At 68.8% G+C, this 23,534-nt stretch carries 19 protein-coding genes; 8 read left to right on the top strand and 11 right to left on the bottom strand.

Annotation, left to right across the window (positions count from 1 at the left end; translation table 11 throughout):
* Positions 1-113 precede the first annotated feature (113 nt).
* The 4 genes from Msi02_RS38920 to Msi02_RS38905 all read right to left on the bottom strand — a co-directional run bounded on the left by Msi02_RS38920 (position 114) and on the right by Msi02_RS38905 (position 4,413).
* The gene (locus Msi02_RS38920) at positions 114-1,298 is read right to left on the bottom strand and encodes a mandelate racemase/muconate lactonizing enzyme family protein (RefSeq protein WP_204052760.1); all 1,185 of its coding nucleotides are present in this window, start codon (positions 1,296-1,298) and stop codon (positions 114-116) included.
* 25 nt (positions 1,299-1,323) lie between these two features.
* Complete coding sequence (locus Msi02_RS38915; protein ID WP_079317010.1) at positions 1,324-2,151, bottom strand: carbohydrate ABC transporter permease; 828 nt, start codon at positions 2,149-2,151, stop codon at positions 1,324-1,326.
* A complete protein-coding gene (locus tag Msi02_RS38910) occupies positions 2,151-2,978 on the bottom strand; it encodes a carbohydrate ABC transporter permease (protein WP_204052759.1) in 828 nt (275 codons plus the stop codon). The genes Msi02_RS38915 and Msi02_RS38910 overlap by 1 nt, the downstream gene beginning before the upstream one ends.
* A gap of 157 nt (positions 2,979-3,135) precedes the next feature.
* Positions 3,136-4,413, bottom strand: a complete 1,278-nt coding sequence (locus Msi02_RS38905; protein WP_204052758.1) for an ABC transporter substrate-binding protein — start codon at positions 4,411-4,413, stop codon at positions 3,136-3,138.
* A gap of 219 nt (positions 4,414-4,632) precedes the next feature.
* Here Msi02_RS38905 and Msi02_RS38900 point away from each other — a divergent pair, with 219 nt between their 5' ends.
* The 6 genes from Msi02_RS38900 to Msi02_RS38875 all read left to right on the top strand — a co-directional run bounded on the left by Msi02_RS38900 (position 4,633) and on the right by Msi02_RS38875 (position 13,341).
* A complete protein-coding gene (locus tag Msi02_RS38900) occupies positions 4,633-5,322 on the top strand; it encodes a FadR/GntR family transcriptional regulator (RefSeq protein ID WP_204052757.1) in 690 nt (229 codons plus the stop codon).
* A gap of 566 nt (positions 5,323-5,888) precedes the next feature.
* The gene (locus tag Msi02_RS38895) at positions 5,889-7,214 is read left to right on the top strand and encodes a lectin (RefSeq protein ID WP_239109176.1); all 1,326 of its coding nucleotides are present in this window, start codon (positions 5,889-5,891) and stop codon (positions 7,212-7,214) included.
* A 233-nt stretch (positions 7,215-7,447) separates the two neighbouring features.
* Positions 7,448-10,300, top strand: a complete 2,853-nt coding sequence (locus tag Msi02_RS38890) for a glycosyl hydrolase family 95 catalytic domain-containing protein (RefSeq protein WP_239109174.1) — start codon at positions 7,448-7,450, stop codon at positions 10,298-10,300.
* 247 nt (positions 10,301-10,547) lie between these two features.
* Positions 10,548-11,507: a copper resistance CopC family protein gene (locus Msi02_RS38885; protein ID WP_204052756.1), complete on the top strand. Its 960-nt coding sequence runs from the start codon at positions 10,548-10,550 to the stop codon at positions 11,505-11,507.
* A gap of 31 nt (positions 11,508-11,538) precedes the next feature.
* Complete coding sequence (locus Msi02_RS38880) at positions 11,539-12,015, top strand: cupredoxin domain-containing protein (protein ID WP_204052755.1); 477 nt, start codon at positions 11,539-11,541, stop codon at positions 12,013-12,015.
* A 9-nt stretch (positions 12,016-12,024) separates the two neighbouring features.
* Complete coding sequence (locus tag Msi02_RS38875) at positions 12,025-13,341, top strand: hypothetical protein (protein ID WP_204052754.1); 1,317 nt, start codon at positions 12,025-12,027, stop codon at positions 13,339-13,341.
* A gap of 40 nt (positions 13,342-13,381) precedes the next feature.
* On the opposite strand, the gene Msi02_RS38870 is transcribed toward Msi02_RS38875, so the two are convergent.
* The 4 genes from Msi02_RS38870 to Msi02_RS38855 form a co-directional block, all read right to left on the bottom strand.
* Positions 13,382-15,019 (bottom strand): GH39 family glycosyl hydrolase, encoded by a 1,638-nt coding sequence (locus tag Msi02_RS38870; RefSeq protein WP_204052753.1) that lies wholly within the window; start codon positions 15,017-15,019, stop codon positions 13,382-13,384.
* 49 nt (positions 15,020-15,068) lie between these two features.
* Complete coding sequence (locus tag Msi02_RS38865) at positions 15,069-16,010, bottom strand: carbohydrate ABC transporter permease (RefSeq protein ID WP_204052752.1); 942 nt, start codon at positions 16,008-16,010, stop codon at positions 15,069-15,071.
* Positions 15,994-16,947, bottom strand: a complete 954-nt coding sequence (locus Msi02_RS38860) for a carbohydrate ABC transporter permease (RefSeq protein ID WP_239109173.1) — start codon at positions 16,945-16,947, stop codon at positions 15,994-15,996. The genes Msi02_RS38865 and Msi02_RS38860 overlap by 17 nt, the downstream gene beginning before the upstream one ends.
* Positions 16,948-17,036: 89 nt before the next feature.
* Positions 17,037-18,353 carry an ABC transporter substrate-binding protein gene (locus Msi02_RS38855; protein ID WP_204052751.1) on the bottom strand — a complete coding sequence of 439 codons (1,317 nt, stop codon included), beginning with the start codon at positions 18,351-18,353 and terminating at the stop codon, positions 17,037-17,039.
* Between the two features lie 175 nt (positions 18,354-18,528).
* Here Msi02_RS38855 and Msi02_RS38850 point away from each other — a divergent pair, with 175 nt between their 5' ends.
* Both Msi02_RS38850 and Msi02_RS44170 read left to right on the top strand, forming a co-directional pair.
* Positions 18,529-19,572: a LacI family DNA-binding transcriptional regulator gene (locus tag Msi02_RS38850; protein ID WP_204052750.1), complete on the top strand. Its 1,044-nt coding sequence runs from the start codon at positions 18,529-18,531 to the stop codon at positions 19,570-19,572.
* A 42-nt stretch (positions 19,573-19,614) separates the two neighbouring features.
* The gene (locus Msi02_RS44170; protein ID WP_275414216.1) at positions 19,615-19,812 is read left to right on the top strand and encodes a rhamnogalacturonan lyase family protein; all 198 of its coding nucleotides are present in this window, start codon (positions 19,615-19,617) and stop codon (positions 19,810-19,812) included.
* Between the two features lie 249 nt (positions 19,813-20,061).
* Here the strand turns inward: Msi02_RS44170 and Msi02_RS38840 are convergent, their stop codons facing one another.
* Genes Msi02_RS38840 through Msi02_RS38830 form a run of 3 tightly spaced genes read right to left on the bottom strand, consistent with a single transcriptional unit; the run spans position 20,062 to position 23,412 of the window.
* A complete protein-coding gene (locus Msi02_RS38840; RefSeq protein WP_204052749.1) occupies positions 20,062-20,907 on the bottom strand; it encodes an alpha/beta fold hydrolase in 846 nt (281 codons plus the stop codon).
* Positions 20,907-21,839 (bottom strand): VOC family protein, encoded by a 933-nt coding sequence (locus Msi02_RS38835; protein ID WP_204052748.1) that lies wholly within the window; start codon positions 21,837-21,839, stop codon positions 20,907-20,909. The genes Msi02_RS38840 and Msi02_RS38835 overlap by 1 nt, the downstream gene beginning before the upstream one ends.
* Positions 21,840-21,867: 28 nt before the next feature.
* On the bottom strand, positions 21,868-23,412 hold the full coding sequence (locus tag Msi02_RS38830; RefSeq protein WP_204052747.1) for a bifunctional 3-(3-hydroxy-phenyl)propionate/3-hydroxycinnamic acid hydroxylase: 1,545 nt from the start codon (positions 23,410-23,412) through the stop codon (positions 21,868-21,870).
* Positions 23,413-23,534 lie beyond the last annotated feature (122 nt).

The following is a 23,534-nucleotide window of genomic DNA, read 5'->3' as shown; positions in this document are numbered from 1 at the left end:
TTCTCCCCCTCCGGCTGATCCCTGCCGATGCCCGCACTCCGTGCTCCCTGCCGACGCCCGCACTCCGTGCTCCCTGCCGACGCCCGCACTCCGTGCCGACGCGGGGTGGGGGCTCAGACGCCGGCGTCGGCCGCGGAAGGCGTCGTCCCGCCCCGGAGACCGCTCGGTGAAGAGCCGCCGGTCACGGCGAGAAGCCGTCGCCCGGCGTGCTCCGGCCGGATGTTGGGGCCCTTGGCGGCCCCGGTGTTCGGCCGGCGCGCGAACGTGTCGATCGCCTGCTCGTCGATCGTGATGCCGAGGCCCGGCGTGTCTCCGAGGACGAAGGCGCCGTTCTCGACGTACAGGTCGAGCGACATCCCGACCGGCGGGTAGAGGTCCTGCAACTCACTCGCCATGTGGTTCGGCACCGACGTCGCGGCGTGCAGCAGCGCGACCGGCGTGGTGCCGATCGGGCTGACCGGCAGCTCATGGGCGTGCGCCAGGGCGGACACCCGGAGGAAGTGGGTCACCCCCCAGACCGCGGCCGTCTGGACGATGTCGACTGCTCCCGCGGCGAGCAACGGACGGAACTGCTCGAGCCCGGTCAGGTTCTCCCCCGAGGCGACGGAGGCCCGGATCCCCCGGCCGACGACGGCCAGACCTTCGGCGTCCCACCGCCGGACCGGCTCTTCGATCCAGGTGAGATCCAAAGTGCGCTCGAGCTCGCAGACGTGCCGAACCGCCTGCTTGCGGGTCCATGCCTCGTTCACGTCGAGCATGAGGCCCGGCCGCAATCCCTGCCCGGCCTCCGTCAGGACATCCCGCACCAGCGTCAGGCGATGCCGGTCGCGTTCGATGTCGAGGCCGCCCTTGAGCTTGGCCGCCCGCAGACCGTGCTGGGCGTAGACCTGGTAGACGGAGACGAGCTCGTCGTCGGTCAGGCCGATGTCGAGGCCCGAGGCGTAGGCGGGAACCCGCCTGTCCCGTCCGCCCAGCAGACGCCAGAGCGGTTCACCGGCCGCCTGTGCCTTGATGTCCCACAGGGCGGTGTCGAGTGCTCCGATCGTGCCGAACACGGCGCCCGCGTGCCCCGCCTTGAAGGTCTGCCGCAGCATCCGGTCGTAGAGCGCCGTCACGCCGCGCGGATCCTCGCCCTCGATGGCGGCGAACACGGCGTCGATTTCCACGTGCGGCCCCAGGCCGACGCCGGTGATCCCCTCGTCGGTGTCCACCATGACGATCGGCGTCGAGACGACTCCGTCGGGGAAGACACCGTTGGCGTCACCGACGGGACGGCCCCATTCCTGGACCGTCGTCATGGTCCGATACCCCGTGATCCGCATGTCAGCCCTTCGTGGAACCGGCGGTGACGCCGTCGGCGATCTGGCGCTGGAGGAAGAGATACAGCATCAGCACGGGTATCGCGGCGATCAGGACTCCCGAGGCGAAGGTGGGAATGTCGTCGGAGTACTGTCCGCGCAGTGAGTTGACACCGATCATGAGGGTCCGATGCTCGGGCGACGGCATCATCAGCAGGGAGATCAGCACATCGTTCCAGCAGAACAGGGTGTCGAGGATTCCTACGGAGAGCAGCGCCGGAACGCCCAGCGGGAGCATGATCCGCCGGTACACCCCGTACACCGTGTTTCCGTCGATCCTGGCCGCGTCGACGATCTCCGCCGGAATGGTCCTGTAGTGGCTCGTCATCAGGAAGATGGTGAACGGGAGGAACTGCGCGACGTAGGCCAGGATCAGTCCCGGGTAGGTGTCGACGAGCCCGCTGTCGGCCATGATCCTGGTGAGCGGCACCATGATCACCTGGAACGGGATGAACAGCCCCGCGAGACAGCCCAGGAAGATCACCGAAGAGCCGCGGAACCGCAACTGGCTCAGCGCGAAGCCCGCCATCGACCCCAACAGCAGCAGCAGGGCCACGGCGAACGACACGACGATGAACGAGTTGGCGAAATACCGCGCCATTCCGGCGCCGGTCCACGCCTCGGCGATGTTGTCCCAGCGCAGGGAATCCGTCGGGGAGAACCGGTCGAGGATGTAGTCGCGCCGGGTCTTCATCGCGACGTTGGCGGTGAAGACGAGAGGATAGATCGTCGCCAGCGCGAGAGCGGCCATCGGGACGGCGGCCACCCATCTGGCCAGACGCCTGCCGGGCATCAGTCCTGCCTCCCCGTGCGGCGGAGCAGAGTGATCTGCAGGAGCCCCACCACGAGCATGACGACGAAGAGAACCGTCGAGGCGGCCGAGGCGAGCGCCGGCCGGTTCATCTGTCCCTGCTGATGCCAGATGTAGTACTCCGGCAGGTAGGTCGAGCCCTCCGGTCCCCCGCTGGTCATGACGAAGAGCAGGCCGAACATGGACGTCAGCATCCCGATCATCGTGGTCACGAAGACGAACTGGATGGTGCGCGTCAGACTCGGGATGATCACGTGCCAGATGACCTGGCGGAGCGACGCGCCGTCCACGCGGGCGGCGTCCAGAAGCGAGGTGTCGAGGGTGCTGAACCCGGCGAGGAACACCACCAGCGCCATCCCGAACGTCGCCCAGACGTGCACGCCGACGACCGTGAACATGGAGATGCCCGGATCGCCGAGCCAGTCAACCGGGCCGACGCCGATCGCCCCGAGCGCGGCGTTCAGCGGGCCGTCGAACCCGAGCATGAGGTTGAAGATCGCACCGACGATCACCGGGGAGAGCACAGCCGGGAAGAAGTAGACGCTGCGGTAGACCCGATGCCCCGGAACGCGCAGATAGATGAAGGTGGCGAGCAGGCCCGGAATCGCCACCGCCACGGGAAGCAGCAGCACCAGCAGCCCGACGTTGCGCAGCGAGGTGTGGAACAACGGGTCGGCGGCCAGCTCCAGGTAGTTGCTCAGGCCGACCGGGGTCCCGTTGAGCTCGCCGTCGCCCGTGAAGGAGAAGTTGACCCCCAGGACGAGCGGCCACAGCCGCAGCAGCACGATGATCAGTACGGCCGGGGCCACCAGGACGTAGGGGGCGAGGCGTTCCGCGCGCGCCCCACGGGAGGCCGGCCGGGTAGCCGCCCCCTCGCGAGGTCCCCGCTGCTTCGTCGTCTCTCCGCCGGCCCGCCCGGAACCTGCCGGTCGGACCAACGGCGACGAACCTCCGAGCGGCACGCGATCAGCCCGCCCGGTCGGAGGCGGCCAGCTGCTCCACCGCCTTGTCCACCGTGGTCGACCCGCTCAGGAGCTGCTGGGACAGCCTTCCCATCAGGTCCAGGGTCTTGGAGGACAGCGCGACGTGCAGGGCGGGCTTGCCTGTTTTGATCTCGGACACGATCGCGGCGACGGCCGGGCCGGCCTGCGAGACGTCGATCGTCGTGTCGGACGCGATCGCACCGGCCTTGGAGTAGAACGCGGTCAAGGCGTCGGTCGAGGTCAGGGAGCGCACCAGATCGGCGGCCAGCGCCGGATCCTTCGTCCACTTCGCGACCGCGTAGCCGATGCCGCCGTCGTACGGAAGGCTCGGGGTGGCCCCGTCGGCGACGACGGGGGCCTGCATGACGCCGATCTTGTCGGGCGGTAGGAACTCGCCGAAGTCCTTCCAGTGCCCGATATCCGACATCAGCCCGATGATGTGGGCGGCCTTCCCGGTCTCGAAGACTCTGAAGATGTCGGTGAACATCGCGGTGGAGTTGGCGCCCTTGTTGTTCAGCCCCTTGTCGTTGGCGTCCTTCCACAACTCGAAGATCCGCTTCACGTGGGGAGAGGTCCAGTCGCGCTTCCCGCCGATCCAGTCGTCGTACTCCTGCGGCGTCAGGATGCCGGATCCGAGGCCCGACATGAAGAACTGAATCCCGAAGCCTTCCTTGTTGCCGAGCGCGAAGCACGACGCCCCGGTCGCCTTCTTGATGGTGGCGCAGTCGCCGGCGAACTCGTCCCATGTCTTGGGCGGGTTCGCCGGGTCGAGACCGGCCTTCTCGTAGAGCGCCTTGTTGTAGTAGATCGGGTGTCCCTGCAGGGTCACCGGCGCGGCGTAGATCTTGCCGTCCTTGCTGAACGCGTCCCAGCCCGCCAGCCGGCTCTTGTCCCCGGCCACGTACTGGTCCAGCGGAAAGAGCGCGTCGACCCGGTCACGGATCTGCCCGCCGCCGTTGAAGAGCATGACGTCGGGCCCCTTGTTGGACTGGATGGCCGTGCCCAGCAGGGTGTAGTACTGGTCGAACGGCTGGGCGACGAACTCGACGGTGACCCCGGGATGCCGCTTGGCGAAGTCGGCCTTCGCCTTCTCGATATATGCCGCCGCGGTCGGTTCACTTGATTTCCAGTCCCAGACCACGAGCTTCTGCTGCTTCTGCTGAGAGTCTCCGGACGGGGACTCCGTCCGTGCCGCGCTCCCGCAGCCGGCCACGGTCAGTCCCGCGACCATCACCGCCGACCACAAGGCTCTCTGCTTCATCGCTGCTCTCACTCTCCGAGAGCGGCCGGCGGACCCGGCCGTGTCCGGCGAAAGGTAACTCGTATGACGTCTGACGTCAATAGACGTCGCGTATACTGGCGCGGTGGCGCTCCTTGGCCAGGGCCACCGGAGGGGGATATGACGGCATCGCAGGAAACGGCCGGCGGTACCCCGGCGCCACCGGCCTGGGTACGACGCCCGGCCAGCCTCGCCCGAGCGGTGACCGCCGAGCTGGTGGAGCGTATCGTACGCGGCGTGCACCCGCCGGGGACGCCGCTGCCCCCCGAGCCCGCGCTGTGCGAAGCCTTCTCCGTGAGCCGCACCGTCGTCAGGGAGGCCGTGAAAGTCCTGCAGGAGAAGGGGCTGGTGCAGGTCCGCCAGGGCGCCGGCACGATGGTGACCCCGCCCGCGATGTGGGACATGCTCGACGAGCTCGTCCTCGCCGCGACCATCGCCGAGGACGAGAGCCTGGCGATTCTCGACGACCTCGTCGTGACGCGGCGTGTCCTCGAGTCCGACATGGCGAACGTCGCCGCCCGCCTGGCCGGGCCGGACACGGTCGAGCGGTTGCGCGCGCTGGTGGACCAGATGGACGAGCTCGTGGACGACCCCGCCACGTACGCGCACAGCGACCGCGCCTTCCACGACACGATCATGCAGGCGTCGGGAAACCGCATCGCCCGAGGCGTCGTAAGGGCACTGGAGAGCCAGGTCGTGAACACCGCCCGCTACATGGGCCGGACCGAGCGAGCCCTGTGCGTGGCGTCGAACCTGGGCCACCGGCGCATCTACGAACGCATCGCCGCCCACGATCCCGAGGGCGCCTCCGAGGCGATGTTCAACCACATCACCGAGGCCTGGCTCGTCCGCCGCAGCGGACCGGCCGATCCCGTACGGCTGCGGCGTTAGGCCGCGCCCCCGCGCCGGCGGCCACCCCGCCGGGCGGGGCTGGGTGGCCGGCCGGCCTGACCGCCCGTTCGCGTCCTCCGGAACGATTCGATCGCCGGGCGGTGAAAGTTTCATCGCGGCACGCCGGTGGTGACCACGGGCGCTTCCCTGGTCAGACGCGGGAGCGACGGCTCGTCTCGGGCAAGTGCCCCACCGCGTCGGAAAGACCCGGTGTTGACAAATCTTGTCACGGTCATATTTGCTCCGCTGCACCATCGGCTCCAGCCTCCCAGAAGAAAGGAGATTCGATCACGGCGCCTGATGTGAGCGCTAACATAACCTGCTGCGGCCGGCCTGCCCCTGTGCGCCGGACCGGCGGGTTTCGATAGGCGGAACGCGCGCGCCGGGTCGACCCGGGTATTCGCCGAGTCAGCGACCGGAAAAACCGGGCGGACCGACGCGGTCACCCCAGAAAAGGTGCAGGCAAGAATGGCTCCCCCATCTACGTGTGTCACCACGGGAACGGCAAAGGAACTTGCGTGATGTCGAGGCACAGGTCCCTCTTCACCGCTGTCGCGACTGCGGCATTGCTCGTTCTGGCTACGGCGCAGACGGCGCTGGGCGACAGCGCGACCACGTCTGTCGCCAGGAAGAGCGCCCTCGCGGCCACCGCGGGATGCGGCAAGACTCCGACGCTGAGAAGCGGCACGCAGTCGATTACCACCAGCGGGAAAAATCGCAGCTACATCCTGAGAATTCCCGACAACTACAACAACACGACCCCCTACCGGTTGATCTTCGGATTCCACTGGAACGGTGGCACCGCAAATGACGTCGACTCGGGCGGAACCAGCGGGTACCCCTGGTCCTATTACGGGCTCAGGGCGTTGTCGAACAACACGGCGATCTTCGTCGCGCCGCAGGGTGTCAACAACGGCTGGGCCAATTCCGGCGGTGAGGACATCACTTTTGTCGACGACATGATCCGGCGGATCGAGGCGGACCTCTGCGTCGACACGACGCAGCGCTTCGCCATGGGTTTCAGCTATGGCGGCGGCATGAGTTACGCGCTCGCCTGCGCCCGGTCGACGGTCTTCCGCGCCGTGGCGGTCTACTCCGGCGCACAGCTCAGCGGGTGCAGCGGCGGCACCCAGCCCATCGCCTACATCGGGCTGCACGGCCTCAGGGACCCGGTGCTCAACATCTCTCTGGGCCGAGGGCTGCGTGACACGTTCGTCAGGAACAACGGCTGCACGCCCCAGAACCCGCCGGAGCCGGCGCAGGGCAGCCTGACGCACATCGTCACCTACTACTCGGGGTGCCGAGCCGGGTATCCGGTCGCGTGGGCGGCGTTCGACGCGGGTCACACGCCGAATCCCGTGGACGGGAAGTCCGGCGACCTCGAACCTGGCGAGAACTCCTGGACCAGGCCAGTGGTGTGGAATTTCTTCGCGCAGTTCGCAGGCGACAACCCGCCGGCCTCACCCTCTCCCTCGCCGACGGCTTCTCCTACCGGCAATCCGCCGGCGACGAGCGCACTGAAGGGCGTGGCGTCGGGGCGGTGCCTGGACGTCAACGGCGCATCCCAGGCCAACGGCGCCCAGGCGCAGATCTGGGACTGCAACGGGCAGGCCAACCAGCAGTGGACCTCCACCAGCGCCGGTGAACTGCGCGTCTACGGCAACAAGTGCCTCGACGTCAACGGCGGCGCCACGGCCGACGGCACCAGCGTGATCATCTGGGACTGCAACGGCCAGAACAACCAGAAGTGGCGCCTCAACACCGACGGCACCATCACCGCCGTCGGCGCGAACAAATGCCTGGACGTGTCCGGCGCCGGCACCGCCAACGGCACCAAGACGCAGATCTGGACCTGCCACGGCGGCACCAACCAGAAATGGACCCGCACCTGACCCGCAATCCCTTACCGGAGCGGCCTGAGAGCCGTCCCGCGCGGGCGAGAGCCTCACACGAGCCGGTCCGCCCGAAATCCGCGCGGACCGGCTCGCCTTTTCCACGTGCCACACGGCCTGGCGCCGCCCCAAGCGTCCCGCCCACCCGCCGCCATGCCTCGTCGGTGCCGGCCTCGTGGGTCGTACCGGACGAAGGCCGTCCGCCCCGCAACCCATGCGTTTGGAGAACCTCAATGGCTGATGTATCGCGAAGGCAACTGCTGAGACTCGGTGCGATCGGCGCCGGAGCCGCGATGCTGCCGGTGCAGTGGACGGCCACTGCGCGGGCCGCGTCGGCGCCGCCGCCGGAGGTACGCGCCGCCAACGATCTGGCGCTGTGGTACGACGCGAGCGCCGGCACCGATTGGCTGCGCGCGCTGCCGATCGGTAACGGCCGCCTGGGTGCCATGGTGTTCGGCAACGTCGACACCGAGCGGCTGCAGCTCAACGAGGACACGATCTGGGCCGGGGGGCCGTACGACCAGAGCAACACGAAGGGCGCGGCGGCGCTGGGGCAGATCCGGCAGCTGGTCTTCCAGAACCAGTGGAGCCAGGCCCAGACTCTGATCGACCAGAACATGCTGGGCAATCCCTCCGCTCAGCTGGCGTACCAGACCGTGGGCAATCTGCGGCTGACCTTCGGCAGCGCCAGCGGCGTCTCGGAGTACAACCGGTTCCTGGACCTGACCACGGCCACCACGACCACGACGTACCTGCAGAACGGCGTCCGGTATCGGCGAGAGGTGCTCGCGAGCGCGCCGGACCAGGTGATCGCCATCCGCCTCACCGCAGACAAGCCCGGGTCCATCACGTTCTCCGCGACGTTCGACAGCCCCCAGCGGACGACGCGCTCCAGCCCGGACGGCACGACGGTGGCGCTCGACGGCGTCTCCGGCGATCAGAGGGGCCTGTCGGGCAAGGTCAGGTTCCTGGCGCTGGCCCGGGCCGTCGCCGACGGCGGCACGGTCAGCAGCTCCGGCGGCACCCTCCAGGTACGGGGCGCCAACAGCGTGACCGTGCTGATCTCCATCGGCTCCAGCTATGTGAACTACAAGGACACCAGCGGCGACTACCAGGGCATCGCACGGCGATACCTCGACGCCGCCAACGGCAGGACCTACGACGACCTGCGCGCCCGGCACGTGGCCGACTACCAGCGGCTGTTCGGCCGCACCACGCTCGACCTCGGCCGCACCTCGGCGGCCGACCAGCCGACCGACGTGCGGATCGCGCAGCACGCCACCACCAACGACCCGCAGTTCTCGGCGCTGCTGTTCCAGTACGGCCGCTACCTGCTGATCTCCTCCTCGCGGCCGGGCACCCAGCCGGCCAACCTGCAGGGCATCTGGAACGACTCGCTGACCCCGGCGTGGGACTCGAAGTACACCCTCAACGCCAACCTGCCGATGAACTACTGGCCGACCGACACGACGAACCTGTCGGAGTGCTACGAGCCGGTGTTCCGGATGATCAACGACCTCACGGTCACCGGCGCCCGCACGGCCCGGGTGCAGTACAACGCCGGCGGCTGGGTGACCCACCACAACACCGACGGGTGGCGGGGCTCGTCGGTCGTCGACTTCGCCACGTCCGGCATGTGGCAGACCGGCGGCGCGTGGCTGGCCACGATGATCTGGGACCATTACCTCTTCACCGGCGACCTCGACTTCCTCCGGCAGTACTACCCGGCGATGAAGGGCGCGGCGCAGTTCTTCCTGGAGACTCTCGTACAGGAACCGAACCTGGGGTATCTGGTCACGAACCCCTCGAACTCGCCGGAGCTGACCCACCACTCGGGCGTCAGCGTGTGCGCCGGCCCCACGATGGACAACCAGATCCTGCGTGACCTGTTCAACGGCTGCGCCAAGGCCAGCGAGGTCCTCGGCACGGACGCGAGCTTCCGGAGCCAGGTCCTGGCCGCCCGCGACCGGCTGGCTCCGATGAAGGTCGGATCGCGCGGCAACATCCAGGAGTGGCTGTACGACTGGGTGGAGACCGAGCAGAACCACCGGCACATCTCGCACCTGTACGGCCTGCACCCCAGCAACCAGATCACCAAGCGCGGCACCCCCACCCTGTACAACGCGGCGCGGCGGACGCTGGAACTGCGCGGCGACGACGGCACGGGCTGGTCGCTGGCCTGGAAGATCAACTACTGGGCCCGGATGGAGGAGGGCAACCGGGCGCGCAACCTGATCGGCCTGCTGGTGAGGACGGACCGGCTCGCGCCGAACATGTTCGACCTGCACCCGCCGTTCCAGATCGACGGCAACTTCGGCGCCACGTCCGGCATCACCGAGATGCTGCTGCAGAGCCACAACGGCGAGCTACACGTGCTGCCCGCACTGCCCTCTGCGTGGCCGAGCGGGAAAGTGCAGGGCCTGCGGGGACGTGGCGGCTACACGGTGGACGCGACCTGGAGCTCCGATGGGGCCATCGAGATCCTCGTCAAGTTCGACCGTGACGGCACGGTCAACGTACGCAGCCGTATCTTCACCGGGACCTACCAGGTGGTCGACGCCGCGACCGGCGGTGCCGTCACCGTCACCAAGCCCGAGGCCGACGTCATCGCGCTGCCCGGCCAGGCCGGCCGCACCTATCGTCTGACCGGGTCCGGGGGAGGCTCCACCCCGACCGGCTACGTGCGGATCGCCAACGTCGCCACCGGTCTGGTGCTGGACAGCGGCGGCAACGTGGCGTCGGGGTCGAATCTCAAGCAGTGGAACTGGGACGGCAGCACCAACCTGCAGTGGCAGCTGGTGGACCTCGGCGGCGGGTGGTATCGCATCGTCAACCGCACCAACGGCCTGGTGGCCGACAGCTGGGGCAACACCGCCAACGGCGCCAACGCCAGGCAGGCGGCCTGGAACGGCGGCAACAACCAGCAGTGGCGCCTGAACGATCTCGGCAACGGCCGCTACCAGATCGTCAACCGCGGCACCGGGACGTCCCTCGACGGCATGGGCTACACCACCGCCGGTTCCGCCGTCGGCATGTGGACGCCCAACAGCAACACCAACAACCAATGGACCATCACCGCGGTCTGACCGACACGCGGAGACCTTCCTGCGAATCCTCGGCAGCCTGCCCGGATTCGCGGGAAGGCCTCGGCCCGCATGTGGCTGCCGGGGAACGTCCTCGATGTCATCGCCGGACTCACCCCACTTCTGCTGCGAACGCATCAAGTTCTGTTCATTCGTGGCGAAAGTCGTTAGCCTCGACGCGATCGGTCTCACCGGTCCGAGCCGCATCTCCCCATCCAGGGGCCGTACCTCGTGGAGAGCAGAAGTGACGATGGCGCGCTGGTTGGGCCGGTTGCTTCTGCTGGTCGTCGGCGGCGTGCTGGCGATGACCGCCCTGGCGGCGCCCGCTTTCGCCCATGGCCAGCTCGCGATGTCGACACCGGTCAAGGACAGTACCGTGCGCGAGCCGATGGAGTCCCTCGCGCTCTACTTCACCGAGGCGCCCGCCCCGAACGCGTACTTCGCGGTCACCGCCCCCGGCGGCGCCCGCGTCGACCGGCCCTGGACGCACGGTCAGCCGAAACGCCTCGACAAGCCCGTCCAGGAGTACAACCTCGTCGACGGGGTGTGGGAACCGAGCGTGTACAACACCGGGTACCCCGCGGAGATCCCGGTCGCCTACTGGCCGAAGCAGGGCGAGTACGTAGTGCGCTACCTGTCGATCGCCTCCGACGGCGAGCCGGTGCGGGGAGAGCTGCGGTTCACCTACAAGGGCAGGACCTCGGGGCCACCGAAGGGCTGGCAGGCCCCGGACAACGAACCCGACGCCATCCTGCTCGCCTCGGCCGAGCCCGGGAGCGGCACGCAGGCCCCGGTGCCAGAGGCCGGCGGGAGCCCGGCCCCGGTAACGCAGACCGGCGGGAGCCCGGCCCCGGTGGCACAGACCGGCGGCAGCCCGGCGGCGATGGGCCCCGCGGTGCCCCAGACCGGCGCCGGCGCGGCCGCGGTTCCCGAAACCGGCGGCAGTCAAGGCGCCGTGCCTGAAACCGGCACGCCCGGCACCGCCGCCCGGACAGCGCAGCCGGCCGACTCCGGCACCGGGCTGTCGGTATGGCTGGTGCCCGCGCTCCTCGTCATCGGAGCGGGCGTCCTGGTGGCGCGAGCGGCACGGCGGCCCGTGCCGGCCGCGTCGGCGGCCCGGCCGTCTCCCGGCCGCCCGCAGGCCAAGAAACCCGCACGCCCGTCGGCGTCCCGTACTCCACAGCGCCCCAAGTCCACCAGGCGACGCTGACTTGCCCCACCCCCTTCAGGAGAACTCCCCCATGACGATCGCCCCTGCGCGCCTGCGCCCGCTGCTCGCCGCGTTCCCGCTCGGCGTGGCCCTGCTGATGGCCACGTCGGCCTGTGGCGGGTCGGATGCCGCGATCCACGCCCAGTCGGCCGCCCCGGTATCTACCGAGTCGGCTGCCCCGGCTCCTGCCGAGTCGGCTCCCGCCGCCCCCAGCGAGTCGGCCGAAGCCGCGCCCGCCGACTCGGCCGTGAAGGAGATCACCGTCACCGTCGCCGGTCGGAAGGTCACGCCGCCGCCGGGACGGATCGAGGTGACCAAGGGCCAGACGGTGCGGATCACGGTCACCAGCGACGCCGCCGATGAGGCGCACCTGCACGGGTACGACAAGGAGGCAAGCCTGAAGCCCGGCACGCCCGCGAGCATCGAGTTCGTCGCCGACCAGACCGGGCTATTCGAGATGGAGACCCACGAGTCGGGACTGCAGCTGTTCCAGCTCGTCGTGCGTTAGGCGAGCGAGATGCTGCTGGCTCACGGCATCGGCGGCCGTCAGGATCTGCCGATCCCGTTCTCGGCCGCGCTGACCGGCGCGATCCTCGCGTTGCTGGTGTCGTTCGTGGCGCTCGGCGCGTTGTGGAGACAACCGCGGCTGGGTGGCGCACTCACCGGTGCCCGCTCACTGCCCACCGTCATCCAGACGGCGGTGACCGCACCGGCCTGGCGGTGGGTCTGGCGGATCGCCGGGCTCGTCGCCGCGGCGTACTTCTGCATCGGGCTGATCTTCGGTCCCGATCGGGCCGACAACCCCACGGCCGGGGCGTTCTACGTGCTGTTCTGGGTCGGCCTGGTGCCGCTGTCGCTGCTGTTCGGCCCGGTGTGGCGCGGCCTGAACCCGCTGCGGACGCTGCACCTGCTGGCCTGCAAGGGGCTCGGACGCGACCCCGAGCTCGGCCTGAGGCCGATGCCCGCGGCCCTCGGATACTGGCCCGCCTGCGCCGGCCTGTTCGCCTTCGTCTGGCTGGAACTGGTGGCCCCCGAACGGGCCACCCTGCCGGTCATCGGAGCCTGGCTCGCGGCCTACACCGTGCTCATGCTCGCCGGAGCGGTCGTCTTCGGCTCCCGGTGGTTCGACCACGCCGATCCGTTCGAGGTCTACAGCGACCTCGTGGGCAGGCTCGCCCCCGTGCACAGGCGCCGCGACGGCGTCGCGGTCTGGCGCAACTCCCTGGACGGGATGGCCGGGCTACGACCGGCACCGGGACTGACCGCGCTGGTGGTCGTGCTCCTGGGCTCCACCATGTACGACAGCCTGTCCAACGCCCCGGTATGGGTGCGCTTCGTGCAGGAGAGCGCGGTGCCGGTGCCGGTCACGGGCACCGTCGGCCTGGTCATCGTCATCGGCCTGGTGCTCACGGCGTACCGGGCCGCGACCGCGCTCGCGGGCCGATGGGGCGCGGCCGAGCCCGGCACGACCGCAGGCGAGATCGCCCACTCGATCGTGCCGATAGCCGTCGGATACGTCGTCGCCCACTACTACACCCTGTTCCTCCTGGAAGGGCAGCGGACGATCGCCCTGCTGTCCGACCCGCTGGACACCGGAGCCGACTGGCTCGGCACCGCCGGATGGACCATCCAGGCGCTCGGCACCACCCCCGCCGGAGTCGCCACCCTCCAGGTCACGGTCATCGTCATCGGCCACGTGCTGGGCACCGTCCTGGCCCACGACCGTGCGCTGGCCCTGTTCCCGCGCCGGACCGCCGTACTCGGGCAGGTTCCCCTGCTCGTGCTGATGGTGGTCTACACCGTGGTGGGCCTGCTCCTCCTGTTCGCCGCCTGAGCGGGAAGGCGAAGGCCGGGAAGGGGAAGGCGCCGTGCGGTCACGCCGACTGCCTGAGCGACATCACCGCCCACGGCGCGAGTTCGACGTCGAGGTCGAGCACACCGGTCTCGGGCACGGTCAGCGTGAACCTGAGGAGCGAGTCGGCGACTCTGCTCAGGTATTCGCTCTCGGCCCGGGACGGGTTGAGAGGAGACCCGAGCCGATACCAGGCCTCGGCGGCGTTGCCGTGCTCCCAGTCCACGATCTCGACGAGAAACTCGGTGCCCGGCTCCAGCCCGCCAATCGAGTGCCGGATCCTCCGGCTCGGCCCCATCTCGGCCAGCGCGCGTGTCGCGGGGTACGAGTTCTCCGACCGGACACCCCGCAAGGCCATGTCCTCCGGGTAGTTGAAGAACACCGCCGACACAGCCGACGTCCGGCTGTCACGGGTCACGACCCCGTCGGACGTCGAGAGGAGCAGCCGGTCACCGAGCCTTTCCAGCATCGTGAACGCGTGGAACGTCGGCTTGTGGATGCCGCTCTCGTTCACCAGGCCGAATCCGCCGTGGAACGGCCCGATCCCGGCGCCTCCCTCCTCGAACACGTCCGTGAAGGTCCAGTAGGAGATCGAGTCGGCGAGGGTGGCGCACTGCAGGTACGACCGCGTGATGAAGGTCGCCGCGAACAGCGTGTCGTGGATGAAGTCACGGGATGACGGCGACGTCGACCACTCCGTGATGTGGATCTCCGCGTCGGGGTACGCGCTGTTGCTCACCAGCTTGCGAAGCAGGGTCAGGTCGTCGAACGTCGCGTCGGCGTACCGGGTGATCTGCACCGCCTCGCCGTCGGCACCGAACGCGAAGTCGGTGGGGTACGTGTGGGTCGAGATGAAGTCGATCGGCAGTTCGCGCTCCGCGCACCAGGCGATGAAGTCCTCGACCCACACCGGCCGCCAGTCGAGCGCGTCCACGTCGGCCGCGCCGGCCGTCGCGTGCGTCGCGGCGCGGTCCTCGACTTCGCCCTTGTAGCGGTCGTCCGGCACGAAGACGCTCGTGGCGGGCCCGCCCACCTTCAACCCGGGGTCGATCCTCTTGATCGCCGTCACGGTCTGCTCGTAGAGCTCGAAGTACTCGGTCTTCGTCCCGGTCCAGAAATGGGGAACCAGGTTCGGCTCGTTCCACACCTCGAATCGCCACTGCCTCACCTCGTCGAGGCCGTACCGGTCGATCCAGTGCTCGACCGACCTCGTGACCAGCTCGACCCAGCGCGCCATGTCCTTGGGCGGGCTGCAGTGCGCGCCCCACCAGAACACCGTCTCCGTCACCGTCGCCAGCTCGCGCGGCATGAAGCCAAGCTCGACGAACGGACGGACACCGCGGTCCACGATGAAGTCGAACACCTTGTCCACGTAGCCGAACGTGTACACGGGCGAGGCGAGGGGCGCGTTCTCGCCGAAACCGCCGCCGTAGCTTTCCCGGTACACGAACATGTCGTCATGGAAGACGCCGTGGAAGCGGATGTACTGGAATCCGCACGCGTCGACGACCTCGGCGAACTGCCGTTGCCAGTCCGCGCGCAGTGCCTCGTTCGCCCGCCCGGCGCCGATACACCTGCTCCACACGTGCGGGAACGCACTCTCGTCGCACGGCTTGCCGTCGATCCTCAACCGGGGTTCGGACACACCGTCGCTCGTCATGGTCTCTCTTCTCTTCACGAATGGTTTACGGGTGGGAGATGGCCGGCGGCTAGCCCTTGATGGCGCCCAGTGACAGACCCGACTGCCAGTACCGCTGCAGGCTGAGAAAAGCGACGATCAACGGGACGATCGTCAGCAGCGCGGACGTGATCACGAGATTCTGGACGAGGGCGCCGTTCCCGGCCGACGAGCCCAGCTTGTTCCACTGGTTGATTCCGACGGTCAGCGGATACCAGGCGGGGTCCTTGAGCATGATCAACGGCAGGAAGTAGTTGTTCCAGATCGACACGAACGAGAAGAGCAGGACCGTCACACCTGCCGGCGCGAGCATCGGGAGCGCGATCCGGAGAAAGGTCCTGAACTCCCCCGCGCCGTCGATCTTCGCGGCCTCGAGCAGGCCGGTCGGCACCGCTTCGGCGGTGAAGACCCACATCAGGTACAGCCCGAACGGGTTGATGAAGGACGGGATGAGAATCGCCCACGGGGTGTTGGTCAGGCCGAGGTGCGCGAACAGCAGGAACTGCGGGATCGCCAGGGCGATGCCGGGGACCGAGATCGATCCCAGTACGACGAAGAGGAACACCCGCTTGCCCGTGAAGTCGAGCTTCGCCAGGGCGTACCCGCCGAGGGCGGCCAGGAAGGTCGACACGGTCGCGCCCACGACCACATAGAGGAGGGTGTTGAGGAGCCACCGGGAGAAGATCCCGTCCTGGTAGCGGAACACCTCCACGATGTTGTCCCAGAGGGCGAACTCGCGACCGGGCGCGAGCCCGAACGACGAGACGAAATCGGCCTGCGACTTGGTCGCGTTGATGACGAGCCACACGAGCGGCAGCAGGCAGTAGAGGGTGAACAGGGCCGTCATCACGGTGAGCGTCGTGCTCTTCCTGGGGTTGTCCACTGTGTGGAGCCGGCGGCCGCGACCGGGACGACGGATCGGCGCGCCGGAGGAGTTCCCGGCCTCGGCCCGCGGGCTACTGATGGGACGCATTCCTCAACCCTCTGATCTGGACGGCGTAGGCGACGGCGATCGTGATCGCCGCCATGACGAGCGCGAGTGCTGCCGCATAGCCCTGCTGAGACCCGGTGAACGCCAGGTTGTACGCGTACAGGTTGGGCGTGTAGAAGGTCGTGACGCCGCTGCCCGCCACCATGGTGGGCAGGATCTGCGGTTCGTTGAACATCTGGAACGTGCCGATGATCGAGAAGATGATCGTGACGACCAGGGATCCACGCAGTGCCGGCAGCTTGATCGCGCGGACGACCTGGAACTCGTTCGCCCCGTCGATCGCCGCCGCCTCGTACAGTTCGCGTGGGACGGCCTTGAGCGCGGCGTAGAAGATGAGCATGTTGAAGCCGGTGAACGCCCACGTCACCATCAGCCCGATGGAGATGAGCGTGGTGCCGGGGGCGAAGGGGTCGATGTCCGTGCCCAGGGCGCGGTTGAGGCTGCCGAACAGGCCGTACTTCACCCCGAGCAGGAATCCCCACATGAGAGTCGACACGATCGCCGGCACCGCGTAGGGCAGGAAGATCGTCGCCCGCATGAACCTGGTGCCGTGCACGCGCATGGAGTCCAGCGCCAGCGCCAGTGCCATGGAGAAGAACAGCATGATGGGCACCTGGACCAGCGTGAACCGGACGACGCGTCCCACCCCGTCCCAGAACTGCGGATCCCGGAACAGCTTGCCGTAGTTGGCGAACCCGACGAACGTGGTGCCCCCGACGAGCTTGTCCTGGAAGAGGCTGAGGTAGGCGGCGTACAGGATGGGCACGATGAACACGAGCGCGAACAGCGCGCCGAAGGGCGCGATGAACGCCAGTCCGGCCCGTGACTTCCGGCGCTTCCCCGCCGGCGCCGGATGCCGTTCCTCATCCGGCGGCGCCATGGCCGAAGGGGTGACGTCGAACCGACGTGCCAGGTCCATGTCCGTGTTCCTTCCGATCCGCCGCGTTGCCCGGCTCGCTTCTTCCGGCGACGGTGTGTCGCGCGCGGCCCCGCCCCCGATGGGAAGCGCTAGTCCACCTCGAAGCCCTGCTCGTTGCCGTACTGGATGCAGCGCTGCTTCCACTGTTCGAGGATCTCGGCGAGCTTGACCTTGCCCGTGGTGTAGAACGGTGACGCGATGTCGCCGTAGATCGAGCGCGCCCATTCGAAGAACGGCGGATACTGCCAGCCGCTCCCGACGGTCTCCGAGGCCTCGGCCAGCACCGCGCCGACCTTCTGGCCGCCGAAGTACTTGTTGGCCTTGCTCTGGAACGCCTCGCTCTCCAGCACCGACGTGTTCGGCACGAAGGCGCCCGCGTCGACACGGGACGACAGGCCGCCGCCGTGCGTGAAGTACTCGAGGAACTTGAACGCCGCGTCCTTGTGCCCCGCCGCGGCCGGGATGCCGAAGGAGCTTCCGCCGTTCTCCGCTCCGACCTTGTCTCCCTGCCGCCACTGCGGCATCAGCGCGACTCTGAAGTCACCGGCGGCCTTCGGTGCGCGCTCGGGCAGCGTCGAGGTCAGCCAGCCGCCCATGGTCTGGGTGGCGAGGGTTCCGTCGTTGAGCGTTCGGTTCCAGTCGTCGGACCATCCCGTGATCTTGGTGTTGACCAGGCCCTCGTCGAGCATCTTCTGCCAGAAGGCCACGGCCCTGGTCGTGCCCTCGTCCGTGAAGTCGATGTGCACCTTGTTGCCGTTCACGGTGAACGGGCGACCGCCGGCCTGCCAGATGAGCGACAGCAGGAAGAAGATGTCCCCCGTGTCCTGGGCGATGTAGTGGTCGCCGCCGAGCGCGTGCACCTTCTTGGCGGCCTCGTAGTACTCGTCCCACGTGGCCGGGGCCTTGTCGACGCCGGCCTTCTTGAGCGTGGCGGAGTTGTAGAACATCGCCGACGGCCCGTAATCGGACGGCAGGGCGTAGACCTTGCCGTTGACCGTCACGTCGCCCCACGCGGCCGGGACGTAGTCGTTCTTGAGCTTCTCGACGCCGAACTCTCCGAGGTCGGTGAGCTTGCCCGGGATGGCGAAGTAGGGCACCGCGAAGTACTCGAACATCACGAGGTCGGGCACACCGGAACCGGCCTGGATGGCGTTGTCGAGCGCCTTGTACTCGTCCTGGGACGAGCCGGCGTTGACGACCTCGACCTTGATGTTCGGGTTCGCGGCCTGGAAGCCGGAAACGGCCCGCTCGACCGTGCCGTCCCAGCTCCAGACCGTGAGCTTCACCTGTTCGTCACCGCCGCCGGCCGCCCCGCCCCCACCGCCGCCGCCGCCCGAGCAGGCGGCCAGCGCGAACATCGGCACGAGCGCTGCGGAAAGGAGCCGTACCTTCCGGGAGAGCCGCATGAGCCTCTCCTCTCATCCCGAGGATGGTTTCGAAAATATTTCGCAACTTGTTCGTTACTGCCAGGGACACTAGGTGGCGCGTCTGTCAGTGTCAACGGGGTGGACGGGAGCAAATCGCCCACACCGAACCCGTGGTAGGTTTCGAAATAGTTTCGTAGCCGCGGAAGGAGCCCTGATGCCACGGCGAGGTCGTTCCGAGCGGGCCACCTTGGCGGATGTCGCCCGGCTGGCCGGCGTCTCGCCGACGACAGCGTCGAAGGTCCTCAACGGCCGCAGCGATGTGGGGGCGAAGACGCGTGAGCTCGTCCTCGGAGTCATGGCCGAGATCGGCTACAAGCCGACGGCGGCACGTCACGAGCAGACGCGGGACCGGACCCTCGTCACCATGCTCGACATCGTGGAGTCCCGTTACGCCGGGACGGTGCTCCAGGGGATTCTCGTGGCCGCGACCTCCGCGCAGGCCGAGCTCCTCCTTCGCCTGCCGCCCGGCGAGCCGATCAGCACCAACCGTACGGCGGCCCGCGCCTGGGTGGAGGAGCAGAAGGCGTCCGGCGTCGCCGGTCTCATCGCGCTCGCCGTCGCCGTGCCCGACGCGGTGCTCCTCGCCACGGAGGATCTCGAAGTGCCCGTGGTGACGATCGACCCGATCGATACCACCGAATCACGTGTCGTCAGCATCGGCTCCACCAACTGGGCGGGCGGTCGCTCGGCGACCGAACACGTCATCAGGCTCGGCCACCGCAGGATCGCCTGGGTCGGCGGCCCACTGGGCTCGGCCCCCTCGGTGGAACGATTCCACGGATACCAGGCCGCACTCGACTCGGCCGGCATCACGCCGGACCGCGCACTGATCCGCCATGAGGCGTTCTCCGTCGAGGCGGGACTCCGGCACGGCCGTGAGATCCTCTCGCTCGACGAGCGGCCGACCGCCGTCGTCGCGGGCAACGACGAGATCGCCGTCGGCGTCCTCGCCGCGGCCAAGGAGCTGCACATCGCCGTCCCCGGCGAGCTGTCGGTCACCGGGTTCGACGACACTCCGCAGACCGAGTGGACCACGCCCCGGCTCACGTCCGTCCGGCAGCCTCTCGTCGGCATGGGCCGGATGGCCGTCGAAACCGTCCTCGGCATGGCGGACGGCGTCCAGCCCGCCTCACGGCACCTCCAGCTGGCGACGACCCTCAGCGTCCGCGACTCGACGGGCCCCGCCCCGTCGATCTGATCCGCCCAGGTCCGGCACCGCGTCGCGGGCGGGAAATCCTCTTTGCCTCACGGTCCGCGGCGTGTCGGCCGACATCTGGGCCGGCAGCCCCGGCGCCGAGTCCTGGTCCGCCAGGGACGGCCGCAGTATCGTGTCGCCCTGGCCTGGCAGAACACCGCCTACAACCAGCCGCCGCACCCGAGCTTCTTCATCGGCAACGGTATGTCCACCCCGCCCCAGCCCAAGGTCTACCTGCGCTGACCACTGTGACCGGTCCCCGGTCCTCCCCCGCGATGCCAGGGACCGGCATCTCTCCCGGCGCGACGGTGCAGACCGTCGACAACGCCGGCGACCGCAACGTCTTCTTCGTCACCATCGACGGGTGGGTGCCGTCCGGCGGTCCGTCCGACAGCGTCCACCCCCGACGCTCCGGTCGGTCGCGGAGCACGGCGAGGTGGGGATGGCCCTCACCACCGTGCTCGGCGACCGAACGGACCTGAACCGCCGAGGTCAGTTGTTCGCGATGAAGTCGGCGACCAGCCGGTTGAACTCGTCGGCGTGCTCGATCATCGCCCAATGCCCGCAGCGGTTGAGCAACACCAGCCGGCTGTTCGGGATGTTCGCCAGCAGGTACAGGGAGGTTTCGAACGGGACCACGCGGTCGTCGCGGCCGTGGATGAGCAGGGTCGGCACCTGGATCGCCGGCAGCAGCTCTGGCTTGACCCACTTCGGCAGCGGGGCGCCCTTCGGCAGGCCGTCCACGTAGTTGCGCAGGTGGTCCAGGCGGGCGAGCGCGGCGTCCGAACGCGCCCGGCACAGCTCGGGGGTGGCGAACCGGGCCTTGTCGTAGACCATGATCTCGACGAGCCGGCGCATGTTCTCCGGGCTCGCGTCGCGGTAGGCCTCGATCAGCACCTTGAGGCCCTCGGACGGGCCGTCACCGGCACCGAAGAGCGTGGGCATCCGGCCGACCGGCGGACCCATGGTGACCAGATGCGAGATCCGGGAGGGATGCTCCGTGGCCAGGCGCAGCGAAGTCTGACCGCCCATCGAGTTGCCGACGAACGCGGCCTTCTCGATGCCGAGGGCGTCCAGGAACTGGATCGCCGCCTCCACGTGGTCGAGCCGGTCGACGGTCGCGGGATCCGACTCGCCCCAGCCGGGCATGTCGACGGCGTATACGTGGAAGTGCTCGGCCAGCGCCTCGATGTTGCCGGCGAAGTTGCTCCACCCCGTCGCGCCCGGTCCGCTGCCGTGCAGCAGCACGACCGGATGGCCGGAGCCCGCCTCGTAGTAGCGGAGCTTCCAGTCCTCGGTCTGGACCGTGCGCGCGATGTCCTTGGCGTCGAGGGTCATCAGTTGGCCTCCCCGTTCGGCGCGGACGCGGCGGCCAGCAGCCCGGCGACGACGCCCGGGGGGCGGTGGCCCCAGCTGTGCAGCCTGTCGAGCGTCTTCACCTCCCACGTCTCGTCGTCGATGATCAGCCCGCCCCAGCCGTACTCGACGCTGAAGCCCGAGGGAGTGAAGACGTAGAAGCTGAACATCTGGTCGTTCGGATGCATCCCGAGCGTCATCTCGAACGGCTGCTTGGCGTCCATGCACCGGTCGTAGGCCAGTCCGACGTCGCGGATGTCGGTCACCTCGACCATGAAGTGATGGGTCTTCTTCGGCGACGGCAGGTCGCCGAAGGCCACGGTGTGGTGACGGCCGTTGCAGTGCAGGAAGATCAGGTCGGCGACCACGCCCGGGGCCAGTTCCTCGACGATGACGTCGCTGATCTTGAAGCCGAGCAGGTCGATGTAGAAGTGCAGGTAGGTCTCTCGCGAGACGCCGTGCGCCAGGAGGACCTGGTGGCCCGCGCCGCCGGCGCCCGTCACGAACCCGCCGAGCAGCTTCGCGGACGCGAACGGCGTGGCGGCGTCGGCCAGGCCGGTGACCAGCTCGACCCGGTTGCCCATGGGGTCCGTGGTGACGAAGATCCGCTCCACCTTGCGGGCGGCGGCGAGGGCGTCGCCGCCTTCGGTGACCTCGATCCCGGCCGCACGGACCTTCTCGACCAGCGCGTCGAGCGTGGCGGAGTCCGAGACCTCGTAGCCGGTGGCCACCAGGTCGTCGGCGGGCCCCCTCGTGATGATCCAGCGGTGCGCCTTCTCGTCCGTGCGCAGCGTGAACCCGCCATCGGTCTTCTCTCCGAACTGCATGCCCAGCAGCTCGACGGCGAAGCGCTCCCAGTCAGCGAGGTCGCCGACCTCGTAGACGACGTAACCGAGCTCCTTGACTCCGGACATCTCTCTTCTCCTTCTCAGGTAACCGATCTCAGGCGGGGACGGCGAGGCTGCTGACGTCCGCCGCCGCGACGAACTTGTCCGGACGGAGCGCCACGGCGCGGGCGCCGTACCGGCGCAGCCACGGCAGGAGGACCTCGTCGAGGTCGACGATCTCGTCCGGGCCCTGCGTGTACGCGGTCTTCGGCCGTACCGCGACGTAGAGGGCATCGAGCGCGTCCCAGCCCGCCTTCTCCTCCGCCGTCAGCAGGGTCGCGGGGTCGATGTCGTCGCCGAGCAGCACGAAGCCGTCGCCGAGGAGATCGTCCAGGCGCGCCATCCGGCCGGCGGCGTCGCCGGCGGTCGGCTGCGGGACCATCCGGCCGACGATGCTGGCGTCGCCCAGCGGCCCCCTGATCCATCCGCCCTCGAGCACCGGCGGGGCGATGAGCGGCGGCTCGAACGGGGTGACCGTGTCCTGAGGAACCGCGTTCATCGCGGCCTGCTCCTCCTCGGACAGCTCCTGCTTGATGACCCGCCCGAGCTCGACCGCGAGCCGGGTGTAGAAGGCGGCGTTCGGGCGCCGCTCCGCCTCGTAGGTGTCCAGCCAGCTTTCGGGCAGCTCTCCCTTGATCACCCGGGCGAGCTTCCAGCCCAGGTTGTGGGCGTCGCGCATTCCGGTCTGCATCCCGGCTCCGGCCCACGGCGGCATCAGGTGGGCCGCGTCCCCGGCCAGGAACACCCGGCCCTTGCGCCATGTGTCAGCCATCCGGGTGTGATGCTTGTAGAAGGCGTGCTGGTGGATCTCGACGTCCTCCTCGGTGACACCGAGCGCCTTGAGCAGCGGCCAGACCTCGGCGCTGGTCGGGTAGTTCTCAGGGGACTCGCCGGGTTTGAGCGGGATCTCCCATCGGTGGTTGCCGGCGGAGAGCGCGATGTCGACGACCGGCCGCTCCTTGTCGGACCAGAAGGTCAGGAAGTCCCGGTCGGGCCACCACCTCTTGACGCGGCAGTCGATGATCACCCACATGACGTCGTTGGTGTCGCCCAGCAGGCGGCAGCCCACCACTCCGCGGATCGTGCTGCTGCCGCCGTCGGCACCGATCGCGTATCGGGCGCGGGTGGTGCGGGTCTCGCCGGTCGCGGTGTCCGTCGAGGTGACGGTGACGCCGTCGGCGTCCTGGTCGATCCCGGTGACCTCGGCGCCGTAGTGGACGGCGATGCGGTCGCCGTGCTCCCGCGCGGCCGCGCGCAGCTCGGCCTCCATCGTCGGCTGGTAGATGTTGTAGAAGCGCGGCCTGCGGCCCAGCGTCGAGGGCGGGTGCTCGACCCGCATGATCTCCGTGCCGCCGTAGGTCACCCACCGCAGGGCCCGCTGGGGGTCGATCTTCTTCTCGATCCGCTCGTCGACGCCGAGGTCCTGGAAGATCCGCATCGTCCAGTCGTTGACGGTCACGGCCCGTGCCCGGGGATAGATGTCCTTGTCCCGCTCGAGGGCGACGGCGGAGACGCCGTACCTGGCGAGGGTGAGTGCGGCGATCACGCCGGTCGGGCCGTACCCGACGATCGCGACGTCCGCGTCGTAGCTCTCGGTCATGCGCTGACTCCGTTCTCTGCCGCACGCGCTCGATGCGGCACTTTTGGACCGAACGTTCGGTTCAGACGTGAGGAGAGTAACAACGAGCCGCGGCGACATGTCAAGGGCCGTCGCGAACGGAG

The sequence above is a fragment of the Microbispora siamensis genome, assembly GCF_016863095.1.
Lineage (GTDB): Bacteria > Actinomycetota > Actinomycetes > Streptosporangiales > Streptosporangiaceae > Microbispora > Microbispora siamensis.
Note: the sequence above shows the minus strand (reverse complement) of the source record. Positions and strands in the feature narration are given on the sequence as shown.